Annotated in this window: 24 protein-coding genes and 3 pseudogenes; 15 read left to right on the top strand and 12 right to left on the bottom strand. The window is 69.7% G+C overall.

The features are described 5' to 3' along the window. Nucleotides 1-24: 24 nt before the first annotated feature. From OHU35_RS40425 to OHU35_RS40445, 5 genes and pseudogenes are all read left to right on the top strand, one after another. The gene (locus OHU35_RS40425; protein WP_189727452.1) at nucleotides 25-987 is read left to right on the top strand and encodes a zinc-binding dehydrogenase; all 963 of its coding nucleotides are present in this window, start codon (nucleotides 25-27) and stop codon (nucleotides 985-987) included. Nucleotides 988-1,098: 111 nt separating this feature from the next. Continuing rightward, a complete protein-coding gene (locus tag OHU35_RS40430; RefSeq protein WP_189727451.1) occupies nucleotides 1,099-1,980 on the top strand; it encodes an IS5 family transposase in 882 nt (293 codons plus the stop codon). A 36-nt stretch (nucleotides 1,981-2,016) separates the two neighbouring features. Next, nucleotides 2,017-2,271 carry a transposase gene (locus OHU35_RS40435; RefSeq protein WP_189727450.1) on the top strand — a complete coding sequence of 85 codons (255 nt, stop codon included), beginning with the start codon at nucleotides 2,017-2,019 and terminating at the stop codon, nucleotides 2,269-2,271. A 1,231-nt stretch (nucleotides 2,272-3,502) separates the two neighbouring features. Further along, nucleotides 3,503-4,041, top strand: a pseudogene (locus OHU35_RS40440) (winged helix-turn-helix domain-containing protein). Beyond that, nucleotides 4,038-4,568, top strand: coding sequence for a transposase (locus OHU35_RS40445; RefSeq protein ID WP_229873191.1), 531 nt, complete (start codon nucleotides 4,038-4,040; stop codon nucleotides 4,566-4,568). Before OHU35_RS40440 ends, OHU35_RS40445 begins: the two are co-directional and overlap by 4 nt. A gap of 97 nt (nucleotides 4,569-4,665) precedes the next feature. Here the strand turns inward: OHU35_RS40445 and OHU35_RS40450 are convergent. Further along, nucleotides 4,666-5,386, bottom strand: a pseudogene (locus tag OHU35_RS40450) (SDR family oxidoreductase). 74 nt (nucleotides 5,387-5,460) lie between these two features. Here OHU35_RS40450 and OHU35_RS40455 point away from each other — a divergent pair. The 6 genes from OHU35_RS40455 to OHU35_RS40480 all read left to right on the top strand — a co-directional run bounded on the left by OHU35_RS40455 (nucleotide 5,461) and on the right by OHU35_RS40480 (nucleotide 10,437). Then, complete coding sequence (locus OHU35_RS40455) at nucleotides 5,461-5,838, top strand: MerR family transcriptional regulator (RefSeq protein ID WP_405508964.1); 378 nt, start codon at nucleotides 5,461-5,463, stop codon at nucleotides 5,836-5,838. Between the two features lie 730 nt (nucleotides 5,839-6,568). Continuing rightward, complete coding sequence (locus OHU35_RS40460; RefSeq protein WP_189727446.1) at nucleotides 6,569-6,973, top strand: hypothetical protein; 405 nt, start codon at nucleotides 6,569-6,571, stop codon at nucleotides 6,971-6,973. Beyond that, nucleotides 6,970-7,791 (top strand): hypothetical protein, encoded by an 822-nt coding sequence (locus OHU35_RS40465; protein WP_405508966.1) that lies wholly within the window; start codon nucleotides 6,970-6,972, stop codon nucleotides 7,789-7,791. The genes OHU35_RS40460 and OHU35_RS40465 overlap by 4 nt, the downstream gene beginning before the upstream one ends. 38 nt (nucleotides 7,792-7,829) lie before the next feature. Next, the gene (locus OHU35_RS40470) at nucleotides 7,830-8,351 is read left to right on the top strand and encodes a roadblock/LC7 domain-containing protein (RefSeq protein WP_359891725.1); all 522 of its coding nucleotides are present in this window, start codon (nucleotides 7,830-7,832) and stop codon (nucleotides 8,349-8,351) included. Between the two features lie 68 nt (nucleotides 8,352-8,419). Then, nucleotides 8,420-8,794, top strand: a complete 375-nt coding sequence (locus OHU35_RS40475) for a hypothetical protein (RefSeq protein ID WP_189727443.1) — start codon at nucleotides 8,420-8,422, stop codon at nucleotides 8,792-8,794. A 101-nt stretch (nucleotides 8,795-8,895) separates the two neighbouring features. Next, complete coding sequence (locus OHU35_RS40480) at nucleotides 8,896-10,437, top strand: FAD-dependent monooxygenase (RefSeq protein WP_405508968.1); 1,542 nt, start codon at nucleotides 8,896-8,898, stop codon at nucleotides 10,435-10,437. Between the two features lies 1 nt (nucleotide 10,438). Here the strand turns inward: OHU35_RS40480 and OHU35_RS40485 are convergent, their stop codons facing one another. The 6 genes from OHU35_RS40485 to OHU35_RS40510 form a co-directional block, all read right to left on the bottom strand. Next, the gene (locus tag OHU35_RS40485; protein WP_189727441.1) at nucleotides 10,439-11,419 is read right to left on the bottom strand and encodes an alpha/beta fold hydrolase; all 981 of its coding nucleotides are present in this window, start codon (nucleotides 11,417-11,419) and stop codon (nucleotides 10,439-10,441) included. Nucleotides 11,420-11,519: 100 nt separating this feature from the next. Next, a complete protein-coding gene (locus OHU35_RS40490) occupies nucleotides 11,520-12,014 on the bottom strand; it encodes a lamin tail domain-containing protein (protein WP_189727440.1) in 495 nt (164 codons plus the stop codon). A gap of 148 nt (nucleotides 12,015-12,162) precedes the next feature. After that, complete coding sequence (locus tag OHU35_RS40495; protein ID WP_189727439.1) at nucleotides 12,163-13,527, bottom strand: FAD-dependent oxidoreductase; 1,365 nt, start codon at nucleotides 13,525-13,527, stop codon at nucleotides 12,163-12,165. Nucleotides 13,528-13,655: 128 nt separating this feature from the next. Continuing rightward, on the bottom strand, nucleotides 13,656-16,286 hold the full coding sequence (locus tag OHU35_RS40500) for a SpoIIE family protein phosphatase/ATP-binding protein (RefSeq protein WP_372498789.1): 2,631 nt from the start codon (nucleotides 16,284-16,286) through the stop codon (nucleotides 13,656-13,658). A gap of 295 nt (nucleotides 16,287-16,581) precedes the next feature. Beyond that, the gene (locus OHU35_RS40505; protein ID WP_189727437.1) at nucleotides 16,582-17,127 is read right to left on the bottom strand and encodes a hypothetical protein; all 546 of its coding nucleotides are present in this window, start codon (nucleotides 17,125-17,127) and stop codon (nucleotides 16,582-16,584) included. Between the two features lie 28 nt (nucleotides 17,128-17,155). Next, entirely contained in the window at nucleotides 17,156-17,737 is a 582-nt protein-coding gene (locus OHU35_RS40510; RefSeq protein ID WP_405508971.1) for an ATP-binding protein, read from the bottom strand. Nucleotides 17,738-17,966: 229 nt separating this feature from the next. On the opposite strand from OHU35_RS40510, the gene OHU35_RS40515 reads away from it, so the two are divergent. Together OHU35_RS40515 and OHU35_RS40520 are read left to right on the top strand one after the other, a co-directional pair. Beyond that, nucleotides 17,967-18,197, top strand: a complete 231-nt coding sequence (locus OHU35_RS40515; RefSeq protein WP_189727436.1) for a DUF397 domain-containing protein — start codon at nucleotides 17,967-17,969, stop codon at nucleotides 18,195-18,197. Between the two features lie 150 nt (nucleotides 18,198-18,347). After that, a complete protein-coding gene (locus OHU35_RS40520) occupies nucleotides 18,348-19,262 on the top strand; it encodes a helix-turn-helix transcriptional regulator (RefSeq protein ID WP_189727435.1) in 915 nt (304 codons plus the stop codon). Nucleotides 19,263-19,335: 73 nt separating this feature from the next. On the opposite strand, the gene OHU35_RS40525 is transcribed toward OHU35_RS40520, so the two are convergent. Both OHU35_RS40525 and OHU35_RS40530 read right to left on the bottom strand, forming a co-directional pair. Then, complete coding sequence (locus OHU35_RS40525) at nucleotides 19,336-20,163, bottom strand: SAM-dependent methyltransferase (RefSeq protein WP_189727434.1); 828 nt, start codon at nucleotides 20,161-20,163, stop codon at nucleotides 19,336-19,338. A 138-nt stretch (nucleotides 20,164-20,301) separates the two neighbouring features. Continuing rightward, nucleotides 20,302-21,681 carry a GH1 family beta-glucosidase gene (locus OHU35_RS40530; protein WP_189727670.1) on the bottom strand — a complete coding sequence of 460 codons (1,380 nt, stop codon included), beginning with the start codon at nucleotides 21,679-21,681 and terminating at the stop codon, nucleotides 20,302-20,304. A 160-nt stretch (nucleotides 21,682-21,841) separates the two neighbouring features. On the opposite strand from OHU35_RS40530, the gene OHU35_RS40535 reads away from it, so the two are divergent. Next, complete coding sequence (locus OHU35_RS40535; protein WP_405508974.1) at nucleotides 21,842-23,524, top strand: hypothetical protein; 1,683 nt, start codon at nucleotides 21,842-21,844, stop codon at nucleotides 23,522-23,524. 17 nt (nucleotides 23,525-23,541) lie between these two features. Here the strand turns inward: OHU35_RS40535 and OHU35_RS40540 are convergent, their stop codons facing one another. The 3 genes and pseudogenes from OHU35_RS40540 to OHU35_RS40550 all read right to left on the bottom strand — a co-directional run. Then, nucleotides 23,542-23,724, bottom strand: a complete 183-nt coding sequence (locus OHU35_RS40540; RefSeq protein WP_405508976.1) for a hypothetical protein — start codon at nucleotides 23,722-23,724, stop codon at nucleotides 23,542-23,544. 95 nt (nucleotides 23,725-23,819) lie between these two features. Further along, on the bottom strand, nucleotides 23,820-23,963 hold the full coding sequence (locus tag OHU35_RS40545; protein WP_405508978.1) for a hypothetical protein: 144 nt from the start codon (nucleotides 23,961-23,963) through the stop codon (nucleotides 23,820-23,822). A gap of 56 nt (nucleotides 23,964-24,019) precedes the next feature. Then, nucleotides 24,020-24,721 (bottom strand): annotated as a pseudogene (locus tag OHU35_RS40550) (YoaK family protein); the annotation flags it as partial. A 642-nt stretch (nucleotides 24,722-25,363) separates the two neighbouring features. Here OHU35_RS40550 and OHU35_RS40555 point away from each other — a divergent pair. Continuing rightward, nucleotides 25,364-25,807 (top strand): DUF6086 family protein, encoded by a 444-nt coding sequence (locus OHU35_RS40555; RefSeq protein WP_359891695.1) that lies wholly within the window; start codon nucleotides 25,364-25,366, stop codon nucleotides 25,805-25,807. Nucleotides 25,808-25,839: the final 32 nt, after the last annotated feature.

Genomic DNA, 25,839 nt, shown 5'->3' on the forward strand with positions numbered 1-25,839 from the left:
ACAGTGATCTCGAGGAAGGCATTCATGCGTGCCATGCGGTTCGGAAGGTTCGGTGGCCCGGAGGTCCTGGAGGAGGCCGATGTGCCGGATCCGTCGGCGGGGCCGGGCGAGACTCTGGTCCAGGTGGAGGCCGCGGGTGTCAATTTCGGCGACATCAAGCAGATCGCGGGCGAACACACCGACGGTCCGTACGCCCCCCAAGGCCCGCTGCCCCGTATTCCCGGCATGGAGGTCGTCGGCAGGACCAAAGCCGGCCAACGAGTCCTCGGCTACGTTCCGCAGGGCGGTTACGCCGCCAAGACGGTGGTCGCCGACCGACACCTGGTCGCGTTGCCGCCGGGGATGGGTGCGGGCGAGGCGTTGGCAGTTCTCGTACAGGGGCTGACGGCGTGGCATCTGCTGCGGTCGGTCGCGCGTATCAGGCCCGGTGAGAGCGTGGTGGTCCATGCCGCCGCGGGCGGGACGGGCAGTCTCCTGGTCCAGCTGGCCCGGGAGTTCGGGGCGGGACGGATCATCGCCACGGCGTCGTCCGACGAGAAGCGGGCCTTTGCTCTCGAACTCGGCGCGGACGCGGCGATCGACGGCGACGCAGCTGGCTATCGAGAGAGGGTCCTCGACGCCAACCACGGACATCCGGTCGACATCGTCCTGGACGCCATCGGCGGCCCCGTCCTCGACGCCGCCCTGGACACACTCGGATACCTCGGCCGACTGGTGACCTACGGCGTCTCGTCCCGGCAGACAGCCTCAGCGATTGCGCCGAGCCGACTGGCGGTGGACAGCATCACTGCCGCCGGCTTCTGGGTCATCCCGCTCATCGTCAGGAACGGAGCCGGCGGTGCGGAGCTGGCGGAGCTGCTCGACCTCACGGCGCGGCACCGCCTGCGCCCCCTGGTCGGTGCGGAGTACGACCTGGCGCGGGCCCGTGACGCGCACGAGGACCTTCTTGGCCGCCGTACGAAGGGGAAGCTGATCCTCCGCCCTTGAAGATGAACGCCCGCCTTGCCACCGGACGGCCCCACGGTCGGCCCGCGCCGTCACTCGCTGGCGTCTCACCCGCCCCGACGCCTTGCAGCACTCCACCTCAAAGATCATCGGATGGTGAATCATGATGAGGTGATACGCCGTCATGAACTCACCGATCAGGAGTGGGAGTTACTCACTCCGCTGATACCACGGGCTGCCACGGGGCGTCCGCGCGTGGAGGACCGGCAGGTCATCAACGGGATGGTCTACAAGATCCGGACCGGGATCTCCTGGCGTGACCTGCCGGAGTGTTACGGCCCGTGGAAGACGGTGTACACCCGCTTCCGCCGCTACGCCTTGGACGGCGTGTTCGCCCGAGCCTTGCAGCACATCCAGGCCGAGGCGGACGAGGCCGGCGATATCGACTGGCTAGTCCAGATCGACTCCACCATCGTCCGCGCTCACCAGCACGCCGCCGCCACGGGGCGAAAAAGGGGGCTGCACCATCAGGGCGAACCGGACGATCACGCCCTCGGCCGATCCCGCGGAGGACTGACCACCAAAGTCCACCTCGCCTGTGACGGCAAAGGCCGACCGCTCGCGATCCTGGTGACGCCAGGACAACGCCACGACGGCATCTGCGCACGTCCGCTCCTGGAACGCATCCGAGTTCCCCGGACCGGACCGGGCCGACCACGCTGCCGTCCCGACCAGGTCGTGGCCGACAAGGCCTACAGCTCCCGCGGCTTCCGTTCCTACCTGCGTAAACGCGGCATCGCATGCACCGTCCCGGAGAAGAACGACCAGCAACGTCACAGGTTGAGCCGCGGCCGCAACGGCGGCAGACCAACAGCATTCGACCGGGAGACCTACCGCCGACGCAACGTGATCGAACGCTGCTTCAACCGCCTCAAGAGCTTCCGAGGCATCGCCACCCGATACGAAAAGACCGCCGCCTCATACGAAGCGGCGGTCACACTCGCGTCATTCCTGCTCTGGGCAAGATCTGTTTGAAGACGGACCCTAGTTCCTGTCGTCAAATGATCTTGAATGGCGGTTCATGGCCGGGTATTACGTCGGCATGAACTGTCCGATGCCGAGCGGGAGTGCGTCCGTCTGCGGCTGCCCGCGTCCCTGCGAGGGCGGAAGCGGCTGGACGACCGAAGGGTCCTCAACGGGATCGGGTGGAAGTTCCGCACCGGGACGGCCTGGCGGGATGTGCCCGAGCGGTACGGGCCGTGGGCCATACTGCATACCCGCTTCCGCCGGTGGGCGGCAGACGGCACCTTTGAGCGGATGCTCTAGGCAGCTCAGGCGCAGGCGGACGCCGTGGGCGTGGCCTCGGGCGCTCCCGAGGCGGCCTGACCAGCAAGATACAGCTCGCCTGCGACGTCTTCTGCCGCCCCTGGCGTTCACCGTCTCGGGCGGCAACACCAACGACTGCACCCAGTTCACCGCCGTGATGGAAGCGATACGGGTGCCCCGCATGGGCCAGGGACGGCCCCACGTGCGGCCCGCCCATGCCCTGGGCGACAAGGGCTACAGCTCCAAAGCCATCCGTACCCTGGCTGCGACGGCGCGGTATCGGCCACACCATCCCCGAGCGGGCCGACCCAGTCCGAAACCGGCTCCGGCGCGGCAGCCGAGGCGGGCGGCCGTCGGCCTTCGACAAGCAGCTCTACACACGTCCCAACGTGGTGGAACGGTGCTTTGGACGTCGTCTCATTTGGAGTGCCAAATAGTCTGCACCTGAGCCGAGGCTCGATGGTTGTCACACCGCCATGCTCTTGTCTCCGAAGCGTGCGACGTTCGAATGGGAGACGTGCGGAGTGCTGGTGGCGACCTCGGCAGCTCTATCTCCTGTTCGCCGCCGTAGGTGAGGACTATGATCACCGGCAATGCGGGGTCGTAGCACAGAGGTAGTGCGCCGCGACATCATCTCGGAGGTCGGTTCGAATCCGACCGCCCCGCCCCTTCAGTCCAGAACGCCGCCCGTGGCCCGATTCTGTGGCCGGCGACGCGCCGATTCGGCGACAACTGCCATGCCGGCACCCTCATACGGCCATCGCTGCCCGCTCGGACTTGCCGTGCGCCTTCCGGCGTGCTTACGGCGTCTCTCCCAGGGGCTACCGGCATCAGACGGGGCCCTGGGTCCGTGAGTGGACTGGCTGCTAAAAGACTGGCGACTGTTTGCTGACGACGTTGCTGTGCACCCTCGCCATTCTGGGGATGCGTTGTCTGATCCTGCTGCCCCTCCTGGTCGGCCATGCAGAGGGGAAGGCCCATCCGATCTGCAGCGACGTGCTGTGGCGTCTGGGTGTGAGTGCTCGTCACGCGGACATCGCCTGCGACCTCGCAACTGCCTGATACCTGGCCTCTGAAGTTGGGGACCAGCCGGGATGCGGCACACTTCTGTAGTATCCGGCTGGCCCCAAGAACATTCGCAGCAGCACTTCCTGAACCGCAACTACTGAGGTTGAACTCGTGGTGTCGTAGGGGCTGACGGCTGGCCGTCGGCCGCGGCATCACCGGAGGCATGCGGTATCCACAAGGGGGTGGGCTGACCGCCGAACGGCAGCAGTTTCGTGAGGAGTTACGGCTCCCGGCGGCGGAACGGTTCGCTCGGGGGTGAGGCGAGCTCGGTGATCGCCAAGGACCTACGGGTGAGCGTCCGTTCGGTGCAGGGGTGGCGGCGGACGCGGGACGAGGGCGGCCCCCGGGCGCTGCGGTCGCAGGGGCAGGCATCGTTTCCGAGGCTGAGCGAAAAGCAGTTCGGGCAGTTGGAAGCGGAGCCGGCCAAGGGTCCGGCCGCGCATGGCTGGGAGGATCAGCGGTGGACTCTGGCGCGGGTCAAAGACGGTGATCGGCCGGCGCTCACCTGACCTACACGATCCAGGGCGTGCGGAAACTTCTGGTCTGCAATGGCTGGTCCTGCCAGGTTCCAACCCGACGCGCTGTCGAGCGGGACGATGACGCGGTCGCCGGTTGGGTCAAGGAATGTAGCACTGCGCGGAAGACTCGCGGCGGCTCGTGGAGCCTGGCTCGTCTTCGAGGACGAAGCCGGATTCTCCATGACGCTGCCGCAGGCGAAGACCTGGTCACAACGCGGACACACACCGGTGGTGCGGGTCCGTGGCCGTTCCCGCAGACGGATATCCATTGCCGCACTGACCTGCTACAAACCCGGCCACCGCTCAAGTCTGATCTACCGGCCACGCAGAGACGACGGCCGACGCGACGGGCGCAAGAGCTTCTCCTGGCGCGACTACCGGGACCTGCTGATCGCCGCCCACCAGCAGCTCGGCGGCCCGATCGTCCTGGTCTGGGACAACCTCAACGTCCACAAAGCCGCCGACCTGCGGCAGTGGGCGGCAGCCCGGGAGTGGCTGACCATCTACCACCTGCCGCCCTACGCACCCGCCCTCAACCCCGTCGAAGGCATCTGGTCTCTCCTGCGACGCGGATGGCTCTCCAACGTCGCCTTCAGCACCCCCGAACGCCTCGACCAGCGCATCCGACGCGGCTTACGCCTCATCCAGTACCGCAGTCACCTCATAGACGGCTGCCTCGCCGAGACCGGCCTGACCATCGGACCCGCCTGATCAGCGAGACGACACCACGAGTTCAACCTCAAGTAGAGGAGTTCGAGAGGCCGATGGAGAAGCAGCCGACCGAAGTCCGTGAGGCCCGAGGGGCCCCTCAGGCCGCCATCAGCGCCGCCAGGGCGCGGTCCATTGCGGCGTTGCACTCTTCCGGCGTCAGCGGCAGACGGGACTTGACGTCCCGACTCCACTGGTCGGCGAGGACCTCGGCGGAGCCCGCCTCGACAACGTCGAGCGCCGCGTCCGCCAGGTCCGACGGCGCGATCTTGGCCACGGGCCAGCCCGCGGTGTCGGCCAGGCCGAGGTGTACCGCTGTGACGAGTGTGCCCTGCTCGGCGAGCTCCAGGCGGACGCCGTTGGTCATGGCCCAGGCGGCGGCCTTGGTCAGGTGGTAGGCATTGGCGCCCTTGCCCCCGAACCACGACACGGCGGAGAGGACGTTGACGACCGCGCCTCCGCCGTTCCTGGCGAGCGCCGGCGCGAACTCCCGGATCATTCCCAGGTGGCCGAACATGTTGGTCTCCAGCTCGTGGCGCACTGCGTCCAGCGAACCGGTCACCAGGTCGGTCCCCGTACTGATTCCCGCGTTGTTGATGAGTAGCGAGACGTCCGGGGCGGCCTCGGCGGCGGCCCTCACGGATGCGGGATCGGCGATGTCGAGGGGCAGCACCTCGACCCCGGGCAGGTCCACGGTCTCCGGTCGGCGGGCCGTTCGCGTAGACCTTGCGGGCGCCCCGTTCGAGCAGGCGCTGGGCGAAGGCGCGGCCCAGGCCGCGGTTGGCTCCGGTGACAAGGGCGACGGAGTTGTTGATATCCATGGCCGGTACGCTAAAACCTGACGCTAGCGTCAGAGGCAAGTGCTGGTCGTCAGGGCCAGGGGTGAGGGACCACCATGACTGTCACAGTGGCCGCAGCCGAGCGGCTGGTCCGCATCGGCGACGTGGCACGAGGTGACGGCGTCTCAGTGCGCGCCGTGCGCTACTACGAGCAGCAAGGGCTGCTCATCGCGGAGCGCAGCCGGCCCGGCCAGCGCCTGTACCGGCAGGACGCCATCCCCCTGGTCCGCTTCTTCCAGCAGATGTTCGCCGCCGGCCTCACCAGCCGAAGGATCACCGAACTCCTGCCGTGCTGGGACTCCGGGCACACCGACGCCGGGCAACGAGCCATGCTGCGAGCCGAGCGCGAGCGTATCCAGGCCAAGATCGACGACCTGCAGGCCGCCCTGGACCACCTCGACGAGGTCATCGCGATCACGGACACGCACCCGTAGGCGCGGTCGGCCAGACGTCTCATCAGCGATCTGACCTCGCTGTCTTGGTTGGGGCGATGAGGAGTCGTTGAGGGGGAACTGTTGTCGGGCGGCCGTGAGTACAGACTCAGCCGACTGGCGGCTCGATTGAGGAATTTGGGCTGCAGCACACTCATCTGCCGGCATCGGCTCCTCAGGCCGAGGCAGGCGGAAGATAGCCGTGAACCGCCGGTTGGCCAAACCGGCGATTCTTCTCACCATTGGACCTAGCACAATCGGCCGTAGGTCAGATGGTGCGGCCCAGTGGCGGTGCGACGGCCCCGTGACGACGTCAGTCTGAGTCCGCAGCGGCCGGTCTCGAGAGCCGTTGCCTTGGCCGGCCGGCATCGCTGGGGCCGATGCGCGACAGTGCGGGCGAGGTCGTCGCATCGATCTGATGACTCGTCAGTAAAGTCGGCAAGTGGTCGGCATGAGTCCTGCGAAACCCTGCGAAAGCTTGCCGAACATGCGAATCGCCGCAGGGGTGCCCTGGTGTGCCTACGTCGTGAAGGTGCAGGTCAGGGTGAGTGGCCAACCACCCTGTGGCGCCCTGCGATGCATCCTGCCCGCTTCCGATCAACCCGGTTCGACCCTCGCCCGCTTCCCTGCACATTCCTTTGGAAAATGCCAAAGCGTTCACCTGCACCGAGCACACACCGTAGTGTCGTGCTCACGTTCGCGGGAACGGCCGTGCAGGGGAGGGGGATTCGGCGTGCCCGGAATTGACGAGAGTCTGCTGGAGGCCATGCGGTTGCCCGGCGCGCGAGGGGCATCGGTGGTCGACTGGATCAGTGGTCTCGCCCTGGGTGCGGTGGGTGACGCACCGGGCGGTGACCTGGAGGCGACGGCGGCTGAGACCGCCGAACTCGCCCGCCTCGCCACGGAGAGCGGCCTCCTCGCGTCGGCCGGCGGCGACGCGGGAGAAGTGTCCGGCAAAGAACCACCCGTACAGGATTTGATCATCACGAACGCCGACTCGTACCACCTGCTCAGGTTCGTCAGCACGACGTTCGACAGCACCGTGTTCCTGCACTTATGGCTCGACCGCAGCGACGGCAACCTGGCTCTGGCCCGCATCCGGCTGGCCGAGATGGCGGACCGACTGGTGCTCGGATGACCACGACGACTCGCACCGCACGCACGGACGAACCGGCCTCGGCCCTGCTCGGCACCCTTGCCGAGCAGGGCGCGAGCGGCGCCCTGTCCACCGAGTCGGGCATCGTCTACCTGGCTTCAGGACACGTCGTCCACGTCGAATCCGCAGTCACACCCGCCCTCGGCGACCTGCTCACCCACAGCGGTGCGCTCGCCCCGGACGGCTGGTGGGCCGCGATCGACCAGGCAGGCCGCCGCTGCAGGGTCGGCAGGCAGCTGGTCGACAGCGGCCAACTCGCCGCCGGCGCGCTGGAGCTGTGCCACCTGGGCGCCCTGTTCGACGCGGCGTACTTCGTCCTCGCCCACGACGGACCGGCACTCCGCTTCCGTCCCGGAGTCGCGCACTGGCTCGGCGCGGTCCGCTCCGTACCGGTGGACGCGGTCCTGCGAGAGTCGAGACGCCGCCGCGAACTGCTGCACCGCATATGGCCCGAACCCTGCGTCGACCTCGTCCCGCTCGCCCGGGTGCCCGACGTCGCCCCCTCGGACCTGCCGGCCCGCCGCAGCCGCACCCTCGCCCAGGTCGACGGCGTCCGCACCGCCGCCCAGATCGCCACGGCCCTCGCCTGCCGCACCTTCCACACGCTCGTGGAACTCCGCCGCCTGGCCGCCGCCGGGATGGTCGTCCCCGTCGCCACAGCAGCGGCCCCAGCCCCCGCTCCCGCCCCAGTCCCCGCCCCCGCGTCCGCCGAGCCTGGCCCCGCCCCTCGTCCGATGACACCGGACGAGCCCGACACCGCATTGCTGCGACGGCTCCTGCACGCCTTGGAGGCACTGTGATCCGCGCGCGAAGACAGCGTGCCGAAAGGAGAATGCTCATGGCCGTCGAGACCGACGTCCTGGACGAACTGCGTCGGCTCCGTACCCGCATACCCCGGCTGACGGGCTCCCTCGCGGCCACCGTCGACGGACTCGTCCTCGCCCACGACGTGCCGGAGACCGAGCCGGAGGGACTCGCGGCACTCACCGCCGCCGCCCTCGGCGTCGCGTACCGCATGACCGACGCCTCCGGCCGCGGCGACTTCCGTGAACTGCTGGTGCGCGGCTCCCGGGGCTACGTCGCGACCTACGCGGCCGGAACGACCGCCGTCCTCACCCTCCTCGCCGAGGACCGCGTCAACGTCGGCCGGCTCCATCTCGAGGGCCGCCGCAGCGGCGCCCGGATCGCGGACCTGGTGGCCACGCGCGTCGGACCGGGCACCGGCCGCCACGCCGACCGGCCCGCGCCCGCCGAACACCTCGCCGCAGCGCCCCCGGGCACGGCCCGCCCCATCGGCACCCTCCCGGTCCGCACACCGCAGCGGCCCACCCACCAGCCACGCCCGCAGACCGGCATCTGAGCCACCCGAACCACCCGAACCTCACGACCGACCGACCCAGGCAAAACGGAACGAAAGGAACCGAGCGCATGGCCAACACCGAGACCGCGCTGAAGGAATGTCTGAGCTCCATCGAGGGGGCTACGGCAGCAGCCCTCGTCGACTACACCAGTGGCATGGCCCTCGGCACCCTCGGCGGCACCAAGGACTTCAATCTGGAAGTCGCCGCCGCCGGCAACACCGACGTCGTACGGGCCAAGCTGCGGACCATGGAACTTCTGGGACTGAAGGAGGAAATCGAGGACATTCTGATCACCCTGAACTCCCAGTACCACCTCATCCGCCTGATCAAGGGGCGCGGAGGCAGCGGGCTGTTCCTCTACCTCGTGCTCGACGGGAGCCGGTCCAACCTGGCGATGGCCCGCCACCAGCTCCGCCGTATCGAAGCCGACCTGGAGGTCTGAGCCCGCACCACCCTGAACCGGCACCACGGGAGCCCTCCGGACGCAACACGGTGCGGAGGGCCCCGGCGGGCCCGCGGTCGGCCGCGACTACCGTTGATGCCATGACGGCACCGCTGGATGTGCTGGTGGTGGGCGCGGGCCCGACCGGCCTCGCGCTCGCGACGCAACTGCGCGCGTACGACACCCCGTTCCGGATCGTGGACCGCTCACTGGACCGTGCCCGGGAGTCACGCGCGCCGGCCATCCAGCCCCGGACCCTGGAGATGCTGGCCGGGTTCGGCGTGACGGACGACTTGGTCGACCGGGGCAGTACGGCGGTCCGGCTGCACCTTCATCTGCCCCGGCGGGAGCTGCGGGTGCCGGTGTTCGACGTCGGCTGCGAGGACACCCCGTACCCCTTCCTGCTCTTCCTCCCGCAGTCGGAGACCGAAGCCGTTCTGACGGCTCGGCTGGCCGCCCGGGACGTGACCGTGGAACGGGGCACGGAACTGGTGAGCACCGAGCGGGAGGGCGGCTACGTCAGCTGCCGGCTCCGGTGCCCGGACGGCAGTCAGGAGACCGTGCGGGCCCGCTACGTCGTCGGCTGCGACGGGGCGCACAGCACCGTGCGCACCCAGGCGGGCATCGCCTTCGAGGGACACGCCTATCCACAGACGTTCCTCCTGGCCGACCTCGAGATCGACGGGCTGGAGCCGGGCGCCGCGCACACGTACATGACCGCGGCCGGGATGCTGTTCTTCTTCCCGCTCGGCACACCGGCCCCCTGGCGGATGATCGCGATGCGCCCGCCCGGTCCTCGCGGGGGCGAGGTGACACTGAGCCTCCTCCAGCGGCTCGCCGACGACTGGACCACCGACCGCGCCGGCCACCACGGCCACCGGCTGATCCTGCGCGATCCGGTCTGGATGACCGCCTTCCGCATCCACAACCGCGGCGCCACCCACTACCGCAACGGCCCGTTCTTCCTCGCCGGGGACGCGGCCCACATCCACAGCCCGGCCGGGGGACAGGGCATGAACACCGGCATCCAGGACGCACTCAACCTGGGCTGGAAGCTCGCCCACGTCTGCCGGGGCGCGGCGCCCGAGGAACTGCTGGAGACGTACGAGGCGGAGCGGGCCCCGGTCGGCCACGGCGTGCGCCGCCTCACCGACCGCGCGTTCACCCTGGGCACGAGCAGCAACCCGGCCCTCCGGATCGCCCGCACGCATCTCGCCCCGCGCCTGGCCCCGCTGCTGCTGCGCACGACCCGCCCCCGCGCACGACTCTTCCGCACGGTCTCCGAACTCGGCATCCACTACCGCCGCGGACCTGCCTCCACCTCCGGACCGCACCGGCCACGACAGGGCCCTCAGGCGGGGGACCGGCTCCCCGATGTCCCACCCGGACTCCACCAGCACACCGCCGCACCGGGCTACCACCTCCTGCTCACCGGCCCCGCCCACCTCTGGCCATCGCCTGTGCCGGCGCCCGGACGCCACGACCTGCTCAGCGTGCACCACCTCGGCACGGACAGCCCCTGGCCGGAGGTCACCCACGCCCTCGTGCGCCCCGACGGACACCTGTGTTACGTGGCGCGCGGAAACGACCTGACCGGTCTGCGCGCCTACCTCGAGCGCTGGCTGCCGGGCCTGGCCCTCTAGGTCAGCGAAGACCCGCGAGCCACTCGATCAGGAGCCGATTGGTCTCGCCGGGCCGTTCCTGCTGCAGGAAGTGGCCGCAGCCCTCCAGGATGTGAGAGGCCGTCAGGCCGGGCAGAGTGGTCGGGTACGCCTCGATCGCGTCGGCCAGCCAGGTCGTGGACGCGTCCAGGCTGCCGCCGATGAACAGGGACGGCTGGGTGACGGGGGCGCCGGCGAAGCCGGCCAGGTCCTCCCAGTCGCGGTCCATGTTCCGGTAGCGGTTCAGGGCGCCGGTCATCCCCGTACGTTCGAATTCCCCGGAGTAGACGTCGAGGTCGGCCTCGTCCAGCCAGTGCGGCAGCGGGCCGACGGGAAAGCGGTCGCGCAGCGTTCCGCCGCGGCCGACGAAGTGCGGGTCGGGGGCGCCGGCCTCGGGCATCGTGCCGGCGGACAGGGCGGCGTAGAAGCCCGCGAGCCAGCCGCGCACGTCCGGCTCGATCTCGGCCTCGGCCCGGCCGGGCTCCTGGAAGTAGGAGACGTAGAACTCCTCGTCGCCGCCCATCCGGGCGAAGACCTCGCCGGGCCTCGGGCCGCCGGGCGGGGTGTAAGGCACGCTCAGGAGTCCCACCGCGCGGAACACCTCGGGCCGGAGCAGCGCGGAGGTCGCGGCGATGCTCGCACCCCAGTCGTGTCCGACGACCACCGCCGACCGCTCGCCCAGCGCCTCCACGACGGCGACGTTGTCCTCCACCAGCTCCCGCATCCGATACGACTCCACCGCCGCGGGCCGGGACGAGCGCCCGTAGCCACGGACGTCGACGGCCACCGCGCGGTAGCCGGCGGCGGCCAGCGCCGGCAGCTGGTGGCGCCACGCGTACCAGGACTCGGGGAACCCGTGCAGCAGCAGAACCAGCGGTCCGTCCCCCTGCTCCACGAGGTGGGTGCGACCGGCCGGTGAAGGCACCAGGCGGTGGGTCGGGCCGATGGCGGACGTCTGTGGCATGGATCCTCCCGGGGTACTCGGTCCCCTGATCATGCTGCGCCCGGCGGGAAGAACGTGAGGCCTGTTGCCGGAACGGCAACAGGCCTCACGTTCATGCGACTCAACCGTGGTACGTGATGTACCCGTTGCCGTCCTTGTCGGATCCGCTCTTGGTGTACGAGTGCACGTCGGCACGGCTGCCGGACGGCTTGTACACGTAGATCGTGTCCTTGTCGTTGTTCCACATGAAGTTGCAGTTGTCGCGGTAGACGACGTTCTTCGTGTCGGAGTCGGACCCGTTGCCGCCGCGCAGCTTCACGTAGTCACCGGGCTGAAGAGTGTGGCTGGCCGTGAAGGTGAACTTGTTCCCCGCGGCGTCCTTGACGACGTACCCCTTGAGGTTCACGGTCGTCGACCGCGAGTAGTTCTCGATCGTCAGGTACTCCTCGTCGGTGTTCCCCGTCGAGCAGCGGTTCGAGTCGCGTCCCGGAGCGTCGTACTGGATGCCGCGGATCTTCAGTGCGGAGCTGTACTCGGCGGCCTGGGCCGGAACCGCCGTCAGGGCGATCAGGGCTCCGGCAACGGCCGCCGTGGTGGCGACAAGGCGTATGTGCATGGACGTTCGTCCCCCCTTACAAGACCTTCTCGTGAAGGCCATGTGATGATTCGGTGAAGCATCCGGATCGTACACGCTTCAAGCACGCATAAGGGCGGGTCCGGTGACATTGCCACCGGACCCGCCCTACAGGCGTACAGGACGGGCGTCAGGCGCCGCTGGCCCGCAGCATGTCCTCACGCTCGACGAGCTTCACGCGCTCGCGGCCTTCCGGCTCGCCCAGCGCCTTCTCCGCGGCGTCCAGCTTGTACCAGCCCTCCCAGGTGGTGAAGCGGACGTTCCGCTCGGCGAGGAACGCGTCCACGGCCTCGGGAGCGGGGGTGGCGGGCGTCTGCAGCCGGCCGTTCGCGTAGTCGGCCAGCAGGTTGGACACCGTCTCGTTGGCGTCGCCCTTGGTGTGCCCGATGAGGCCCACGGGGCCGCGCCGGATCCAGCCGGTGACATACGTGGACTGCAGGTGCTCGCCGGACTCCTGCATGACCCGACCACCCTCGTCGGGGACGGTGCCCGAGTCGATGTCCCAGGGCAGCTTGGGGAGTTTGTCGGACAGGTAGCCCACCGCGCGGTAGACCGCGCCGATGTCCCAGGTGTTGAAGGTGCCGGTGCCCTTGACGTTGCCCGTGCCGTCGAGCTCCGTGCGCTCGGTGCGCAGACCGACGACCTTGCCGTCCTCGCCGAGGACCTCGACCGGCGACTCGAAGAAGTGCAGGAAGAGCTTGTGGGGCCGGTCGCCGGCGTCGCGGATCGCCCAGTTCTCCAGGGTCTTGGCGACCATGTCGGCCTGCTTGTTGCCGCGCCGGGTAGCGATCGAGCCCTCGTCATAGTCGATGTCCTCGGGGTCGACGATGACCTCGATGTTGGGGGAGTGGTCCAGCTCCCGCAGCTCCATCGGGCTGAACTTCGCCTGCGCCGGGCCCCGGCGGCCGAACACGTGGATCTCCTTGGCCCGGTTGGCCTTCAGACCCTCGTAGACGTTCGCGGGGATCTCCGTCGGCAGCAGCTCGTCCGCCGTCTTGGCCAGCACGCGCGCGATGTCGAGGGCCACGTTGCCGACGCCGAGCACGGCGACCTTCTCCGCCTCAAGCGGCCAGGTGCGCGGTACGTCCGGGTGGCCGTCGTACCAGGACACGAAGTCCGCGGCGCCGTACGAGCCGTCGAGCTCGATGCCGGGCAGGGGCAGCGCCCGGTCGGCCGTCGCGCCGGTGGCGAAGATCACACCGTCGTAGAACGCGCGCAGGTCGTCCAGGCTGATGTCGGAGGGGTAGTCCACGTTGCCGAAGAGCCGGATCTGCGGCTTGTCGAGGACCTGGTGCAGGGCCGTGATGATGCCTTTGATCCGCGGGTGGTCGGGCGCCACGCCGTAGCGGATCAGTCCGAACGGCGCCGGCATGCGCTCGAAGATGTCGATGGACACACCGGGGTCGGTGGCCACCTCGGACTTGAGCAGGGCGTCGGCGGCGTAGATCCCGGCGGGGCCGGATCCGACGATGGCTACCCGCAGGGGGCGGGGCATGGTCAGGTTCCCTTCGAGCGGCGACAAGCGATCTCGTCGGGAAGCCTAAACTAAGGCATGCCTAAGTCGGTACGCGGGTCCGGTCTATGAGCTCATAAGGCAACTTTATGAGCACCTCCAACCGCTGCTTATGGCAGCGGCTGCTCCGCCCAGATCACCTTCCCGGCGGGCAGGTAGCGCGTCCCCCAGCGTTCGGCGAGCTGTGCGACGAGGAACAGGCCCCGACCGCCCTCGTCCGTCATCGTCGCGTACCGCAGATGCGGCGAGGTGCTGCTGCTGTCGAACACCTCGCAGATCAGGTTGCGGTCGCGCAGCACCCGTACATGGATGGGGCCGCCGCCGTACCGGAGCGCGTTGGTGACCAGCTCGCTCAGGATGAGCTCGGTGGTGAACGACAGCTCGTCGAGTCCCCACTCGGCCAGCTGCCGGGTGACCGCCGCCCGTACCTCGCCCACGGCCGCAGGGTCGGCCGGCACCGGCCACTCGGCGACCTGGTCGGTGGCGAGTGCCCGGGTGCGCGCGACGAGCAGGGCGATGTCGTCGCTGGACCGGGCCGTGAGCTGCGAGTCGAGCACGACCCGGCAGGTGTCCTCCGGGGACTGACCGGCCCGGCTCAGTGCCTCGCGCAGCATCTCAAGACCGACGTCTATGTCCCGCTCCCGGTCCTCGACCAGCCCGTCGGTGTAGAGCACGAGCCGGCTGCCCTCCGCCAGCTCCAGCTCCGCCGTCTCGAACGGCAGACCGCCGAGCCCGAGCGGGGGACCGGCGGGCACCTCCGGGAACTCGACACTGCCGTCGGGGTGGATCAGAGCCGGCGGCGGATGCCCGGCCCGCGCGACGGTGCAGCGCCGGGAGACCGGGTCGTACACGGCGTACAGGCAGGTCGCGCCGGTGACCGGGGCGCTGCCGTCCTCCTCGGTCTCGTCCTGGTCGATGCGGCCGACCAACTCGTCCAGCAGGGCGATGAGTTCGTCCGGCGGGAGGTCCAGGGCCGAGAAGTTGTGCACGGCCGTCCGCAGCCGCCCCATCGTGGCCGCGGCGTACAGCCCGTGGCCGACGACGTCCCCGACCACGAGCGCGACCCGGGCCCCCGACAGCGGCAGGACGTCGAACCAGTCGCCGCCCACCCCGGCCTGCGCCGGCAGATAGCGGTAGGCGATCTCCAGCGCCCCCTGCTCGGGCAGGTTCCGGGGGAGCAGGCTCCGCTGGAGCGTCACGGCCATGCTGTGCTCGCGGGTGTAGCGGCGCGCGTTGTCGATCGAGACGGCGGCCCGCGCGACCAACTCCTCCGCCAGGGCCAGCTCGTCCGCGTCGAAGGGCTCCGGCTTCTCGAAGCGCCAGAAGCTGACCACACCCAGCACCAGGGTGCCGGCCCGCAGCGGCACGGTGATCAGGGAGTGGATGCCGTACTCCACGATCTGCGCGGAGCGCTCGAGGTCCTGTGCCTGCCAGCCGGGGGCCTCACCCAGCCGGGGTTCGAGGACGGCCCGCCCGGTGTCGAGGCTGTGGCCCTGCGGAGAGGAGTCGACGAACCTGATCCGCTCGCCGATGGGATAGAGCGGAGCGTCCTTGCGGATCCCGCTCAGCGCCGTACGGCTCAGCGCGGCCGCCGCGTCCGGCTGCCCGCCGCCCAGCACCGCGTCGAACAGGTCCACGGTGACGAAATCGGCGAACCGGGGCACGGCCAGCTCGGTCAGCTCCTCGGCGGTACGGGTCACGTCCAGGCTCGTCCCGATGCCCACGCCGGCGTCGTACAGCATGTTGAGCCGTTCGCGCGCGGTCTCGGCACGGCCCGACAGGGCACGCAGCTCCGTGGAGTCGCGCAGCGTGGCGACGCTGCCGGGCGGGCCGCCCGCACTCTCCGTCGTCCGCTGGTTGACGGCCAGGAGCCGGTCCCCGACGAGGTGCACCTCGTCCGTGGCGACGCGCCCGGAGGCCAGCAGATCGGCGGTGCCGGGGTCGAGCCCCAGGTCGAGGACGTGCCGGCCCTCGGCGTCGGCGGGCAGTCCGAGCAGGCGGTGCGCCTCGTCGTTGGCGAGCAGCAGGGTGCCCGAGCCGTCGAGGATGAGCACGCCCTCGCGGACGGCGTGCAGCACGGCGTCATGGTGTTCGTACATCCGGGTCATCTCGTGCGGCCCGAGCCCGTGGGTCTGACGCAGCAGCCGCCGGCTCACCAGCGCTGCGCCCGCCGTCGCCAGGGCGAGGGCCACCGCGGCGGCGGCCAGCACGAGCGGCAGCTGACGGTCGGCGGTGCCGCCGACGTTCTCGGTCGTGATCCCCGCCGACACCAGGCCCACGACCCGGCCGTCCGGGTCCTTCACCGGCACCACGGCCTGCACGAGGTGGCCGATCGTGCCCTCGATCTCCTCGGTCACCGACTCCCCGGCCAGCGCGGGCGCGATCGTTCCGACGAACTGCTTCCCGATGCGGTCCGGCTTGGGGTGGGTGTAGCGGATGCCGTCGGTGTTCATGACGACGACGAAGTCGACCTTCGCCTGCTCGCGGGCGGCCTCGGCACGCGGCTGGAGCACAGCCGTGGGATCGGGGCTCTGCAGCGCCTCGACCGTGCCCGGCGCGTTGGCGAAGGTCTCCGCGACGGCGAGCGAACGGTTACGGGCCTCCTGGGTCGTGTCGTGCCGTACCTGCAGCACGAGCGCCACCACCGCGGCCACCACCAGCAGCAGTACGATCACCACGACCAGCAGGAACACCTGTCCGGCGACGCTGCGTCCGCCCACGACCGACCGCAGCCCCGCCATCGGATGCCACCGCGACGGACCCGCCTCCCGCCGCTGCCGTGCGGACGGCGCAGCGCCGGGCCGCAGGGGCGATCGAGTCCCGGATCGACCCAAGAGTCGGACCATGTGCCATGTCTACACTGCCCGGCCCCGGGAGGCGAGGGGCATCACCCATGGTGACAGCGGGCCCTCACGGTTTCGTCACGTCTCCCGGCGCCTTGAGCACCCGGGAGCCGTCTGCGGCCGTGCGCGCACACTCACCTTGGCCCGATCGGAAACCTTCCGCAAAATCTCGGCGGCCTCAGGGCCTCGGGTCTCAGGTTCCCAGCGAGCGCGCGAGCTCGTTCGTGGCGCGGGCGATCTCCGTGTCCTCGTCGTCCATCAGCCGTCCCAGCTCGCCGCGCCGGGCGCGCACTGCCTGGCGCGCCGCACGCTCCCACACCACCGGGTTCTCCCGATGGTTGAGCAGCTTCGGATAGGCGGCGGCGGTGCTCTCCCACTGCCGGGCGTCGGCGATGCTCTTGAGCAGCTGGATGATCTGGGCGCGGCAGGTGACCTGCGGCAGCTTCGCCAGCTCCCACAGGAACGGAACCGTGGCGGCGGTGGCCTGCTCCACGACGAAACCGAACTGGCAGATCCGTCTCCGCAGGTCGTGGAGTGCGGACCGGGCGGTGTCGGGGTCGCCCCAGGCGATGCCGTTGAGCAGGAGGGGAATGGCCGCCGCCGAACCGGTGGAGTCCTGGATGTCGCCCCACGGCACGCGGTCCAGTGCCGTGAGCGGCGTGGCCCGGGCCACGCCGGTCGGGATGTCGGGGCGCTGTGGGCGCTCGCTGCTCGGGTGTTCCGTCGAAGCGCTGCGCATGGCGAGGGGCCTTTCCGCGGCAGTCGTGTCAGAGGGGTGGACAGGTCGACAACCTGGCCCAGACCGTCTTGCCCGCCGGAGGACAGGGGGTCCAGCCCCATTCCTCGGACAGGGCTTCGACGATGCACAGGCCCCGGCCGTGCTCCTCGAGAGCGGAGTCGGCGGGTGCGTGCACGGGCGGATGGTCGTCGGGGTCGGAGACGGTGACCAGCAGGTGGGTGGGATTCAGGCGGAATCCGAGCCGGACCTCCGGCGCACCCGATGTCCCCGGCGCCGCGTGTGTCGCGGCATTGGCGGTGAGTTCGGTGATGACGAGGGTGGTGTCTTCGCAGCAGTGGTCGAGCGACCAGACGCGCAGGGTGTCACGGGTGAAGGACCGGGCTCGCGCGAAGCCCTCCCGGCTGCACTCGACGCGCAGGGCGGCCGAGGCGGACAGGGCGCCGGGGGGCTGATGTCTCGCCTCCGGTGTCGGGGCGGTCCCGTAGGGCGTCGCCTCGTACGGCGTCGGCGTGTGCGGGCCGGGCGGGAGACCGTGGCTCGTGCCGGGTGCGCTCGCGTGTGCCGCAGCCCCACTCGGCGGCCGGAGCACGTGCTGCGCAGGTGATGACACGTCATCTCCCCGATGCGACGTCAGGACGCGGCGCCAGCACAGGGGTTGACGCCGCAGCTATTATCCACGCTGACGGCGCTCGCGTGCAATTGCACGAGAAATTGCGTGAAAATCAAGCCGTTGCGGGTACGCAAGCCGGGACGAGTGCGGCCGAGGGACGCGGCCGGTCTCGGCTGGAGGGCCGGGCACGCCGTGCGCGGCGGGGTACGAGAACAGCAAGGAGACTGCGGTGCCACCAGTGCAGAACGGAGTGCGGGCGAGCATGTTGGACGCCTGCTGGATCAAGAGCCGGCACAGCAACGCCGAGGGCAACTGCGTCGAAGTCGCCCCTCTCGTCGACGGTGGGATCGCGATGCGCAACTCACGTGATCCCGACGGGCCGGCGCTCGTCTACACGGCGGCGGAGGTGGCGGCGTTCCTGGCCGGTGCCAAGGACGGCGAGTTCGACCACCTGCTGTAAAGGGCGGTGCGGAGCCCGGCGTTGTGAAGCGCCCATGGTGAAGCGGAGCCCAACTCTCTACTTCTGCGGGGCATCTACGGGCCGATGCGGAGACGCCCGGCCGGGTGCGATAGTGTTGGTCGCCCTTGTGCCGGTCTGCTGGGAGTCAGGATGTCCGCCGCGTCGCATCGCATCTCCCGTCTGGAACCCTACCTGGACAGGCCCGAGCCGGCGCCGACTCTGCTGAAGATGCTGGTCGGTGTGCAGCTGGCGGGCTTCCGTGAGGACGCCGGGCTCGCCCAGGACCAAGCGGCGCGCGCTGTCGGGTTCAGCCCCGCGAAGCTGTCCCGCATCGAGTCGGGCAAGGGCCGCCGCCCGCCGACGGAGAACGACGTCCGCGCGCTGCTGCGGCTGTACAACACCGACGACTACGAGGTGTCGGTACTGCTCAAGCTGCTGCAGCGGGCCGGCGAGCCGGGCTGGTGGCAGCGGTACGACAAGCGGCTGATGCCCGAGTGGTTCGACCGGCTGGTCGGACTCCAGGAGGCCGCCGCGACCATCCGCACCTTCGAGATCCAGTACGTGCCGGGCTTGTTGCAGACACCCGGCTACACCCGGGCAGTGGTGGAGCGCGGTCTGCCGAACGCGCCGGCCGGCGAGGTGGAGCGGCGTGTCGAACTCCGCAGCAACCGGGCCCGGTTGCTGCTGCGGCAGGAGGCCCCGCAACTGTGGGCGGTCATCGACGAGTCCGTGCTGCTGCGCGTCCTGGGCAGTACCGACGTGATGCGGGAACAGCTCGCGCACCTCGTAGAGATGGCCGAGCGGCCGAATGTGACGGTGCAGATCGTGCCGCTGAGCGTCACGAACGCCTCGGCACCGGCCATCCCGGTCACGTATCTGCGCTTCGGCGGTCTCGACCTGCCCGACGTGGTCTACCTGGAGCACATCAAGAGCGCGAACTTCCTCGAGGACCGCGACGAGACGGAGGAGTACCGGATCGCGCTGGACCGGCTCGCGGACGAGGCTCTCAAGCCCCGTGACTCCCTGGAACTGATGCGTCAGACGATGGAGCAGCGCTACCCGTGACGCGCGGGTGCCTCTCGCGGGACGACCGGCGTCCTACGAGAGGCACTTGAGCGAGGCCCTCCCTGGAGACCCGCTACTTCTCCAGCGGAATCCGTCCCACGCCGCCGAACTCGATCCACTCGTGGGTCAGCTGACGCGGCGCCACCTCGGTGTCCGGACGCCAGGTGGACACCTCCACGAGGCCCGGCTCCAGGATCTCCAGGTTCTCGAAGTACGCCTCGACGTCCTTCGGCTCACGCACGCGGCCCCAGTGCCCCTGGGTGGCCTGGTCCATGAAGTTCGTGACGAAGTCCCGGACTTCGGCATCCTCGCTGACCAGTTGGCACATCACCAGGAAACTGCCGGGCGCGAGCCGCTCCCGGACACGGCGGGCCACCGCGAGCGGCCCGTCGGTGTCGCTGTCCGGGATGCAGTGGAACACCGAGTTGAAGAGCACGCACACCGGCTGGGAGAAGTCGATCAGTCGCTTGGTGTCGGGGTGATCGAAGATCAGGTCGGTCTCGCGCATGTCCGCGTGGATCACGGTGGTGCGCTCGTCCTGCTCCAGTAGTGCACGGCCGTGGACCAGCACCATCGGGTCGTTGTCGACGTACACCACGTGGGTGGTGGGGTCGATGCGCTGGGCGACCTGGTGCACGTTGTCCTGCGTCGGCAGGCCTGAGCCGTGGTCCAGGTACTGCCGGATGCCGTACTCCTCGGACAGGGTCCGCACGACGCGCTGGAGGAAACGCCGGTTGTTGAGGGCCAGGTGGCGCGTGCTGGGCACGACCTTGTCGAGTTCCTCGCACGCGGCGCGGTCCGCCGCGTAGTTGTCCTTGCCGCCCAGGTAGTGGTCGTACATGCGCGCTGCCGTCGGCACGTTCGCGTTGATCTCGGTGGACAACTGCTTCTCGGAGTGCATCGTTCCCCCTGCAAAGTGCCGCGCCTACGGCCTGGCTGGACAGGAAGTACATCCTAGGGAGCGGGAGTTGGGCGGTGCCAGCCTCTCGGAGCACATCCACCGGATCGAACGACAAGATGATTTCCCCGGGCCGGGCCGTCACCGCTGCTGTGCGGCGATCATGGCCCGGTACCAGTGGTAGCTGTCCTTCGGCGTCCGCTGCTGCGTGACGTAGTCGACGCGGACGATGCCGAACCGCTTGTCGTAGCCGAACGCCCACTCGAAGTTGTCGAGGAGGGACCACACGTAGTAGCCACGGACGTCCACGCCGGCGTCCATCGCGGCCCGCAGTGCGGTGAGATGGTCGCGCAGGTAGGCGACCCGGTCGCTGTCGTGGACGGCCCCGTCGGCACTCACCTCGTCGTCCTCCGCCGAGCCGTTCTCGGTGATGTGGAGGGGCGGCAGGGCATCGCCGTAGCGCTCCTCGAGTCCCACCAGCAGATCCGTGAAAGTGCCGGGTGCGACGGGCCAGCCCATCGCGGTGTGCCGCACCCCGGGCAGCCGTACCTCCTCGTAGCGGTTGTCGGTCGCCACACGTGGCGCCGGGTCGCTCTCGCGGTACGGGGCGTCGGCGACGACGATCGGCCGGTAGTAGTTGATGCCGACGAAGTCCAGCGGCTGGGAGATCAGGTCCAGGTCGCCGTCCCGCCGGAAATCCTGGCCGGTGATCAGCTCGCCCCAGGTCTCCTCCTCGGTGGCCGGGTAGCGGCCCGCCAGGATCGGCTCGGTCCACACCAGGTTGTGCAGGGTGTCGGCGCGGGTCACGGCCGACCGGTCGGCGGGGGAGTCGGTGGCGGGGAGGTGGTGGTCGAGGTTGAGGGTGATGCCCGCCTCGCGTACGCCGGTCGCCCGCAACGCCTGTACGGCCAGGCCGTGCCCGACCAGCAGGTGATGGGCCGCGGCCAGCGCGCCCCGGCCCTCGCGGGCACCCGGGGCGTGCCGGCCGACGGAGTAGCCGAGGAAGGCACTGCACCACGGCTCGTTGAGGGTGATCCAGCGCGGCACCCGGTCGCCCAGATGTGCGGCGACGACGGACGCGTACTCGCCGAACCGCTCGGCGGTCTCCCGTACCCGCCAGCCGCCGCGGTCCTCCAGTGCCTGCGGCAGATCCCAGTGGTAGAGCGTGGCCGCGGGCTCGATGCCGGCCGCGAGCAGTTCGTCGACCAGCCGCGAGTAGAAGTCCAGCCCCTTGGGATTCACCGGACCGGACCCGTCCGGCACGATCCGCGGCCAGGCGATCGAGAACCGGTAGGAGTCCACGCCCAGCTCGCGCAGCAGCGCCACGTCCTGCGGATACCGGTGGTAGTGATCACAGGCGACGTCACCGCTGTCCCCGTTCGCCACCAGGCCGGGGGTGTGGCAGTAGGTGTCCCAGATCGACGGCCCACGGCCGTCCTCCTGCGCCGCACCCTCGATCTGATACGAGGCGGTGGCGGCCCCGAAGACGAAGCCGGGCGGAAAGCTCGGGAAGTCAGTCATGTCAGTCATGCCTTCAACGATGCCCGGTCCTCCTCCTCGTTCGTGCACTTTACCGAAAACCGAAATGGTGATCTGGTAATAGTCGGAATTGGTGGAGGGTCGAGAGGATGTGCGCGGCCGCTATTCTCACCGGGTCGGGCCGATTTTCCAGGAGATGACCATGGACGATTACTACGACCTCGGCACCTACAGCCGTGCCGTCACCACGTCCTCTTCCGCAGCTCAGCTCTGGTTCGATCGCGGTCTGCTGTGGACGTACGCCTTCCACCACGAGGAAGCCGTCGCCTGCTTCGAAAAGGCCGCCGAGGCCGACCCGGAGTGCGCGATGGCGTATTGGGGCATCGCCTACGCGCTCGGGCCGAACTACAACAAGCCCTGGGAATTCTTCGACGACTACGAGTTGGCACGAACCGTCGAACGCACCCACACCGCCGTCGAACGGGCCCACGACAAGGCCCTCCACGCCACCCCGGTCGAACAGGCCCTGATCGCCGCGCTGCGCGCCCGCTATCCGCAGTCGGAAGCCGTCGAGGACTGCTCGGTCTGGAACGTGCCCTACGCGGACGCGATGCGCACGGTGTACGAACTGGCACCTCACGACCCGGACATCGCCACCCTCCACGCCGACGCCCTGATGAACCTCACCCCGTGGCAGCTGTGGGACCTGAGGACCGGGCAGCCGGCCGAGGGCGCCCGGACCGTGGAGGCCAAGGCCGTACTGGACGGGGCCCTCGCCACCGACGCCGGCGTCGGGCATCCGGGGGTGCTGCACCTGTACATCCACCTGATGGAGATGTCCCCGACGCCGGAGCAGGCCCTCACCGTCGCCGACCGCCTGCGCGGCATCGTGCCCGACGCCGGGCACCTGCACCACATGCCCTCGCACCTCGACGTCCTGTGCGGCGACTACCGCCGGGTCGTCGCGGCGAACAGCGACGCCATCGCCGTCGACGAGAAGTACCACCGGCGCGCCGGCGCGATGAACTTCTACACCCTCTACCGGGCGCACAACCACCACTTCAAGATCTACGGGGCCATGTTCCTCGGCCAGGCGCAGGTCGCCCTCGACGCGGCCGCTCAGCTGGAAGCGGCCATCCCCGAAGACCTGCTCCGCGTGCCGAGCCCCCCGATGGCCGACTGGCTCGAGGGCTTCCTGGCCATGCGCGTCCACGTACTGATCCGCTTCGGCCGGTGGGCCGACATCCTCGCCCTGCCCGCCCCGGCCGACCCCGAGCTCTACTCGGTGACCACCGCCATGCGGCACTACGCCCGCGGCGTCGCCCTCTCGGCCACCGGCGAGGTCGGCCCCGCGGAGGCCGAGCGCGAGCTCTTCCGCGAGGCGGTGAGCCGGGTGCCCGAGACGCGGATGCTGTTCAACAACACCTGCCACGACATCCTCGCCATCGCGTCGGCGATGCTCGACGGAGAGCTCGAATACCGCAGGGGCAACCACGACCTCGCCTTCACCGCCCTCGAGCGCTCCATCGAACTGGACGACAGCCTCCCCTACGACGAGCCGTGGGGCTGGATGCAGCCCACCCGCCACGCCTACGGCGCACTGCTGCTGGAACAGGGCCGCGTGGCGGAGGCCGAGGCCGTCTACCGCGCGGACCTCGGCCTCGACGGCACCCTGCCCCGAGCCCTCCAGCACCCCGGCAACGTCTGGTCCCTGCACGGCTTCCACGAATGCCTGCTCCGGACGGGCAAGACGGGCGAGGCGGCCCTCGTCGCCCAGCAGCTGAAGATGGCGACCGCACTGGCCGATGTCCCCATCGAGGCGTCCTGCTTCTGCCGCCTGGAAACGGAGCCCGGCCCTCAGCCGGACGACGGGTGCTGCCACTGACCTGCCGCGCCCCCCGGTCACACCGTCGCGCCACGCGGCGTACAGGGCGTCCTCGTCGACGACCGGACCGTGGCTTCCCGCTCGTGGTCCGGGTCGAAGTCGGTGTCCGCCAGGGCCTGCGCGGCCATGACGAAGGTGCCGAAGACCGGGTTGGCGATGTCGGGGACGAACACAGCCACCGTGGCCGTGTCCGTCGGCATGTCGGCCGGCCGCGGCGGTGGCTGTGCGTACCGGTTGCGGCAAGGGGGCTCGGCGACGCCGGGCTGCGTGGCGGCGCAGTAGGGCCACCCGGCATCTACGGACCCTTGAGATCCTGCCCCGTCGCCTCCCGTCGCGGCGGTACGGCCAGCGTGGCCGCCGCGAGGAGCAGTACCGCGGCGGCGATGACGAGCAGCGCCCGCCCGGTGCCCAGCGGCACCAGCAGCAGCGTGCCCAGCACCCTTTGGTGAAGATTCCGCCCACGGTGGCCGTCCACCGCGTCCGGGCCAGCCGCTGTCTGGCCGACATCCCGCGCAGCGTCGCCCGAGGGCGCTTCAATACGTCGTTGATGAGCTCGGCGATGGCTGTCTGGCTCAGCAGAGTCGGCATCCCCGGTACATGCACCCGCAGCGCGGTGGAGGCACGCACCCCCATGGCCAGCGCGACGAGGGCGACAAGGCCGTGATCGGAACCGGCGGCCTCGGTGCCGTGCCGCCACAGGGCCATCGCACCGGCCCACACCAGCAGCACGGCCTCGCAGACGAGCCCGGCCTGGAACCAGGCCCTACCGCGCTCCGCGAGCCACTTCAGCACGACGGCCGCGATCGCAGCCCCGGCCATGAACGCGCCGATCGCGGTGGCGGGCCGTGCCACCGGGACGTCACCCTCACCGGCGAGTGCGAAAGACAGGAAGAGCACGTTGCCGGTCGCCAGCGCGCAGAACACCTTCCCCATCGTCAGAAAGCTGACGGCGTCGACTGCACCGGCCAGCAGGGTGAGGACGGTCATGATGGCCACCCGCCGGGCATCGGTCGCGAGGGCTGGAGGCGCGTCGGACATCCGGCCAGTGTGAGCAGCGCCGATGGCCCTCCGGGCGAACCGCCGCCCGGACACGCCGCCGATGGCTACGCCCGGCCTACTGTGGTCTGGCGGCTCCTCCCCGGGGCGGAGCACCTGGGGCTTGAGCCGTTCCTCGGCTGAGGGCTGGGGCGTCCTCATGACTGAACTTGACGGAGAGTGAGGCCTGTTGAAGATCGGTGCGGTCGGAGACGGGGGAGCGGTGTGAACGAGGAGGAGATGGGGCGGGCGGTGGCCCGGGGGCTGGCTCGGCACGAGGCGCGACTGCAAGCGTGGCGATCCGCGGCGCGATGGGGCGACTGGAGGTCAGAAGCTGAGGCACAGCGAGATAGACCGACGCAGCCTTCGGATTGAGAACGTTGGATCACAGTCCCTGGCCAAAGCCACCGAGCTGAGCCCACGGCAGGCGTCATCGCCTGCGTGTCGTTGGTTCGACGCCTCGACGTGCTGAACGCCACGTGGGCCACGCCCAACCATGACGAGATAGATCCCGCCCAGAACCTTCACCACCGTCAGCGCCCGAGCCGACGACATGACGAGAGCAGACAGGCCAACCGCGGCAAATGTCGCGTGGAGGACGTCGTCTCAATTGGTGCAGCGGCGGTAGCAGATGAGGGTGTGCCACGTCCTGGAAGATCTTCCACAGGCCGTCCGGCACCAACTGCTCAACCATGCCCATGCCAGAGCAACGAGCCTCCGCCTTCAAGGCCCGCCTTACTCAGGTGCCTACTGCACGCCTGATCTTCTACCCTCTGCCGGGGCGGCTGAGCAGGGGGATCGACGATGAGCATGTACTTCGACATCGGTGACGAGACGCTGTGGAACCCCTCGAACGGTGCCGGCCGACTCTTCGTGCGGCAGGTCGAGGTCTTCGAGGCGGAACTCAAGCTGCCCTCGGGAATCGGTCACAAACATTGGGGCGACCCGGACACACTCGAGGTCGATCCGGCCGTGTACGCGGAGTTCGCGCGCGGCTTGGTCGCCTGGCACTGCCGGACGGGACACTCCGTGATCCTCGCACTCTCCGAGGGGTTCGTGGCGACGGCGGTCGCGCTTGCGCGGCGTGCCGGAATCGAGGTGGAGACACCGAGTCCAGGGCTCGGCCATATGTCTGGTGGTGTCCAGCCCGACGTGCAGGTTCCCTGCAACCCTCGGACCGCGTCAGCCGCTGTCTTCACCGCGTTGGACACCCGGGCGCGGGAGATGGACCGCTGGATGTCCCGCTGAGACGGTGTGTCCAGGGTCACCCCTCGCCGACC

Origin of the sequence: Streptomyces purpurascens (genome assembly GCF_045040895.1) — a bacterium.
Taxonomy (GTDB): domain Bacteria; phylum Actinomycetota; class Actinomycetes; order Streptomycetales; family Streptomycetaceae; genus Streptomyces; species Streptomyces purpurascens.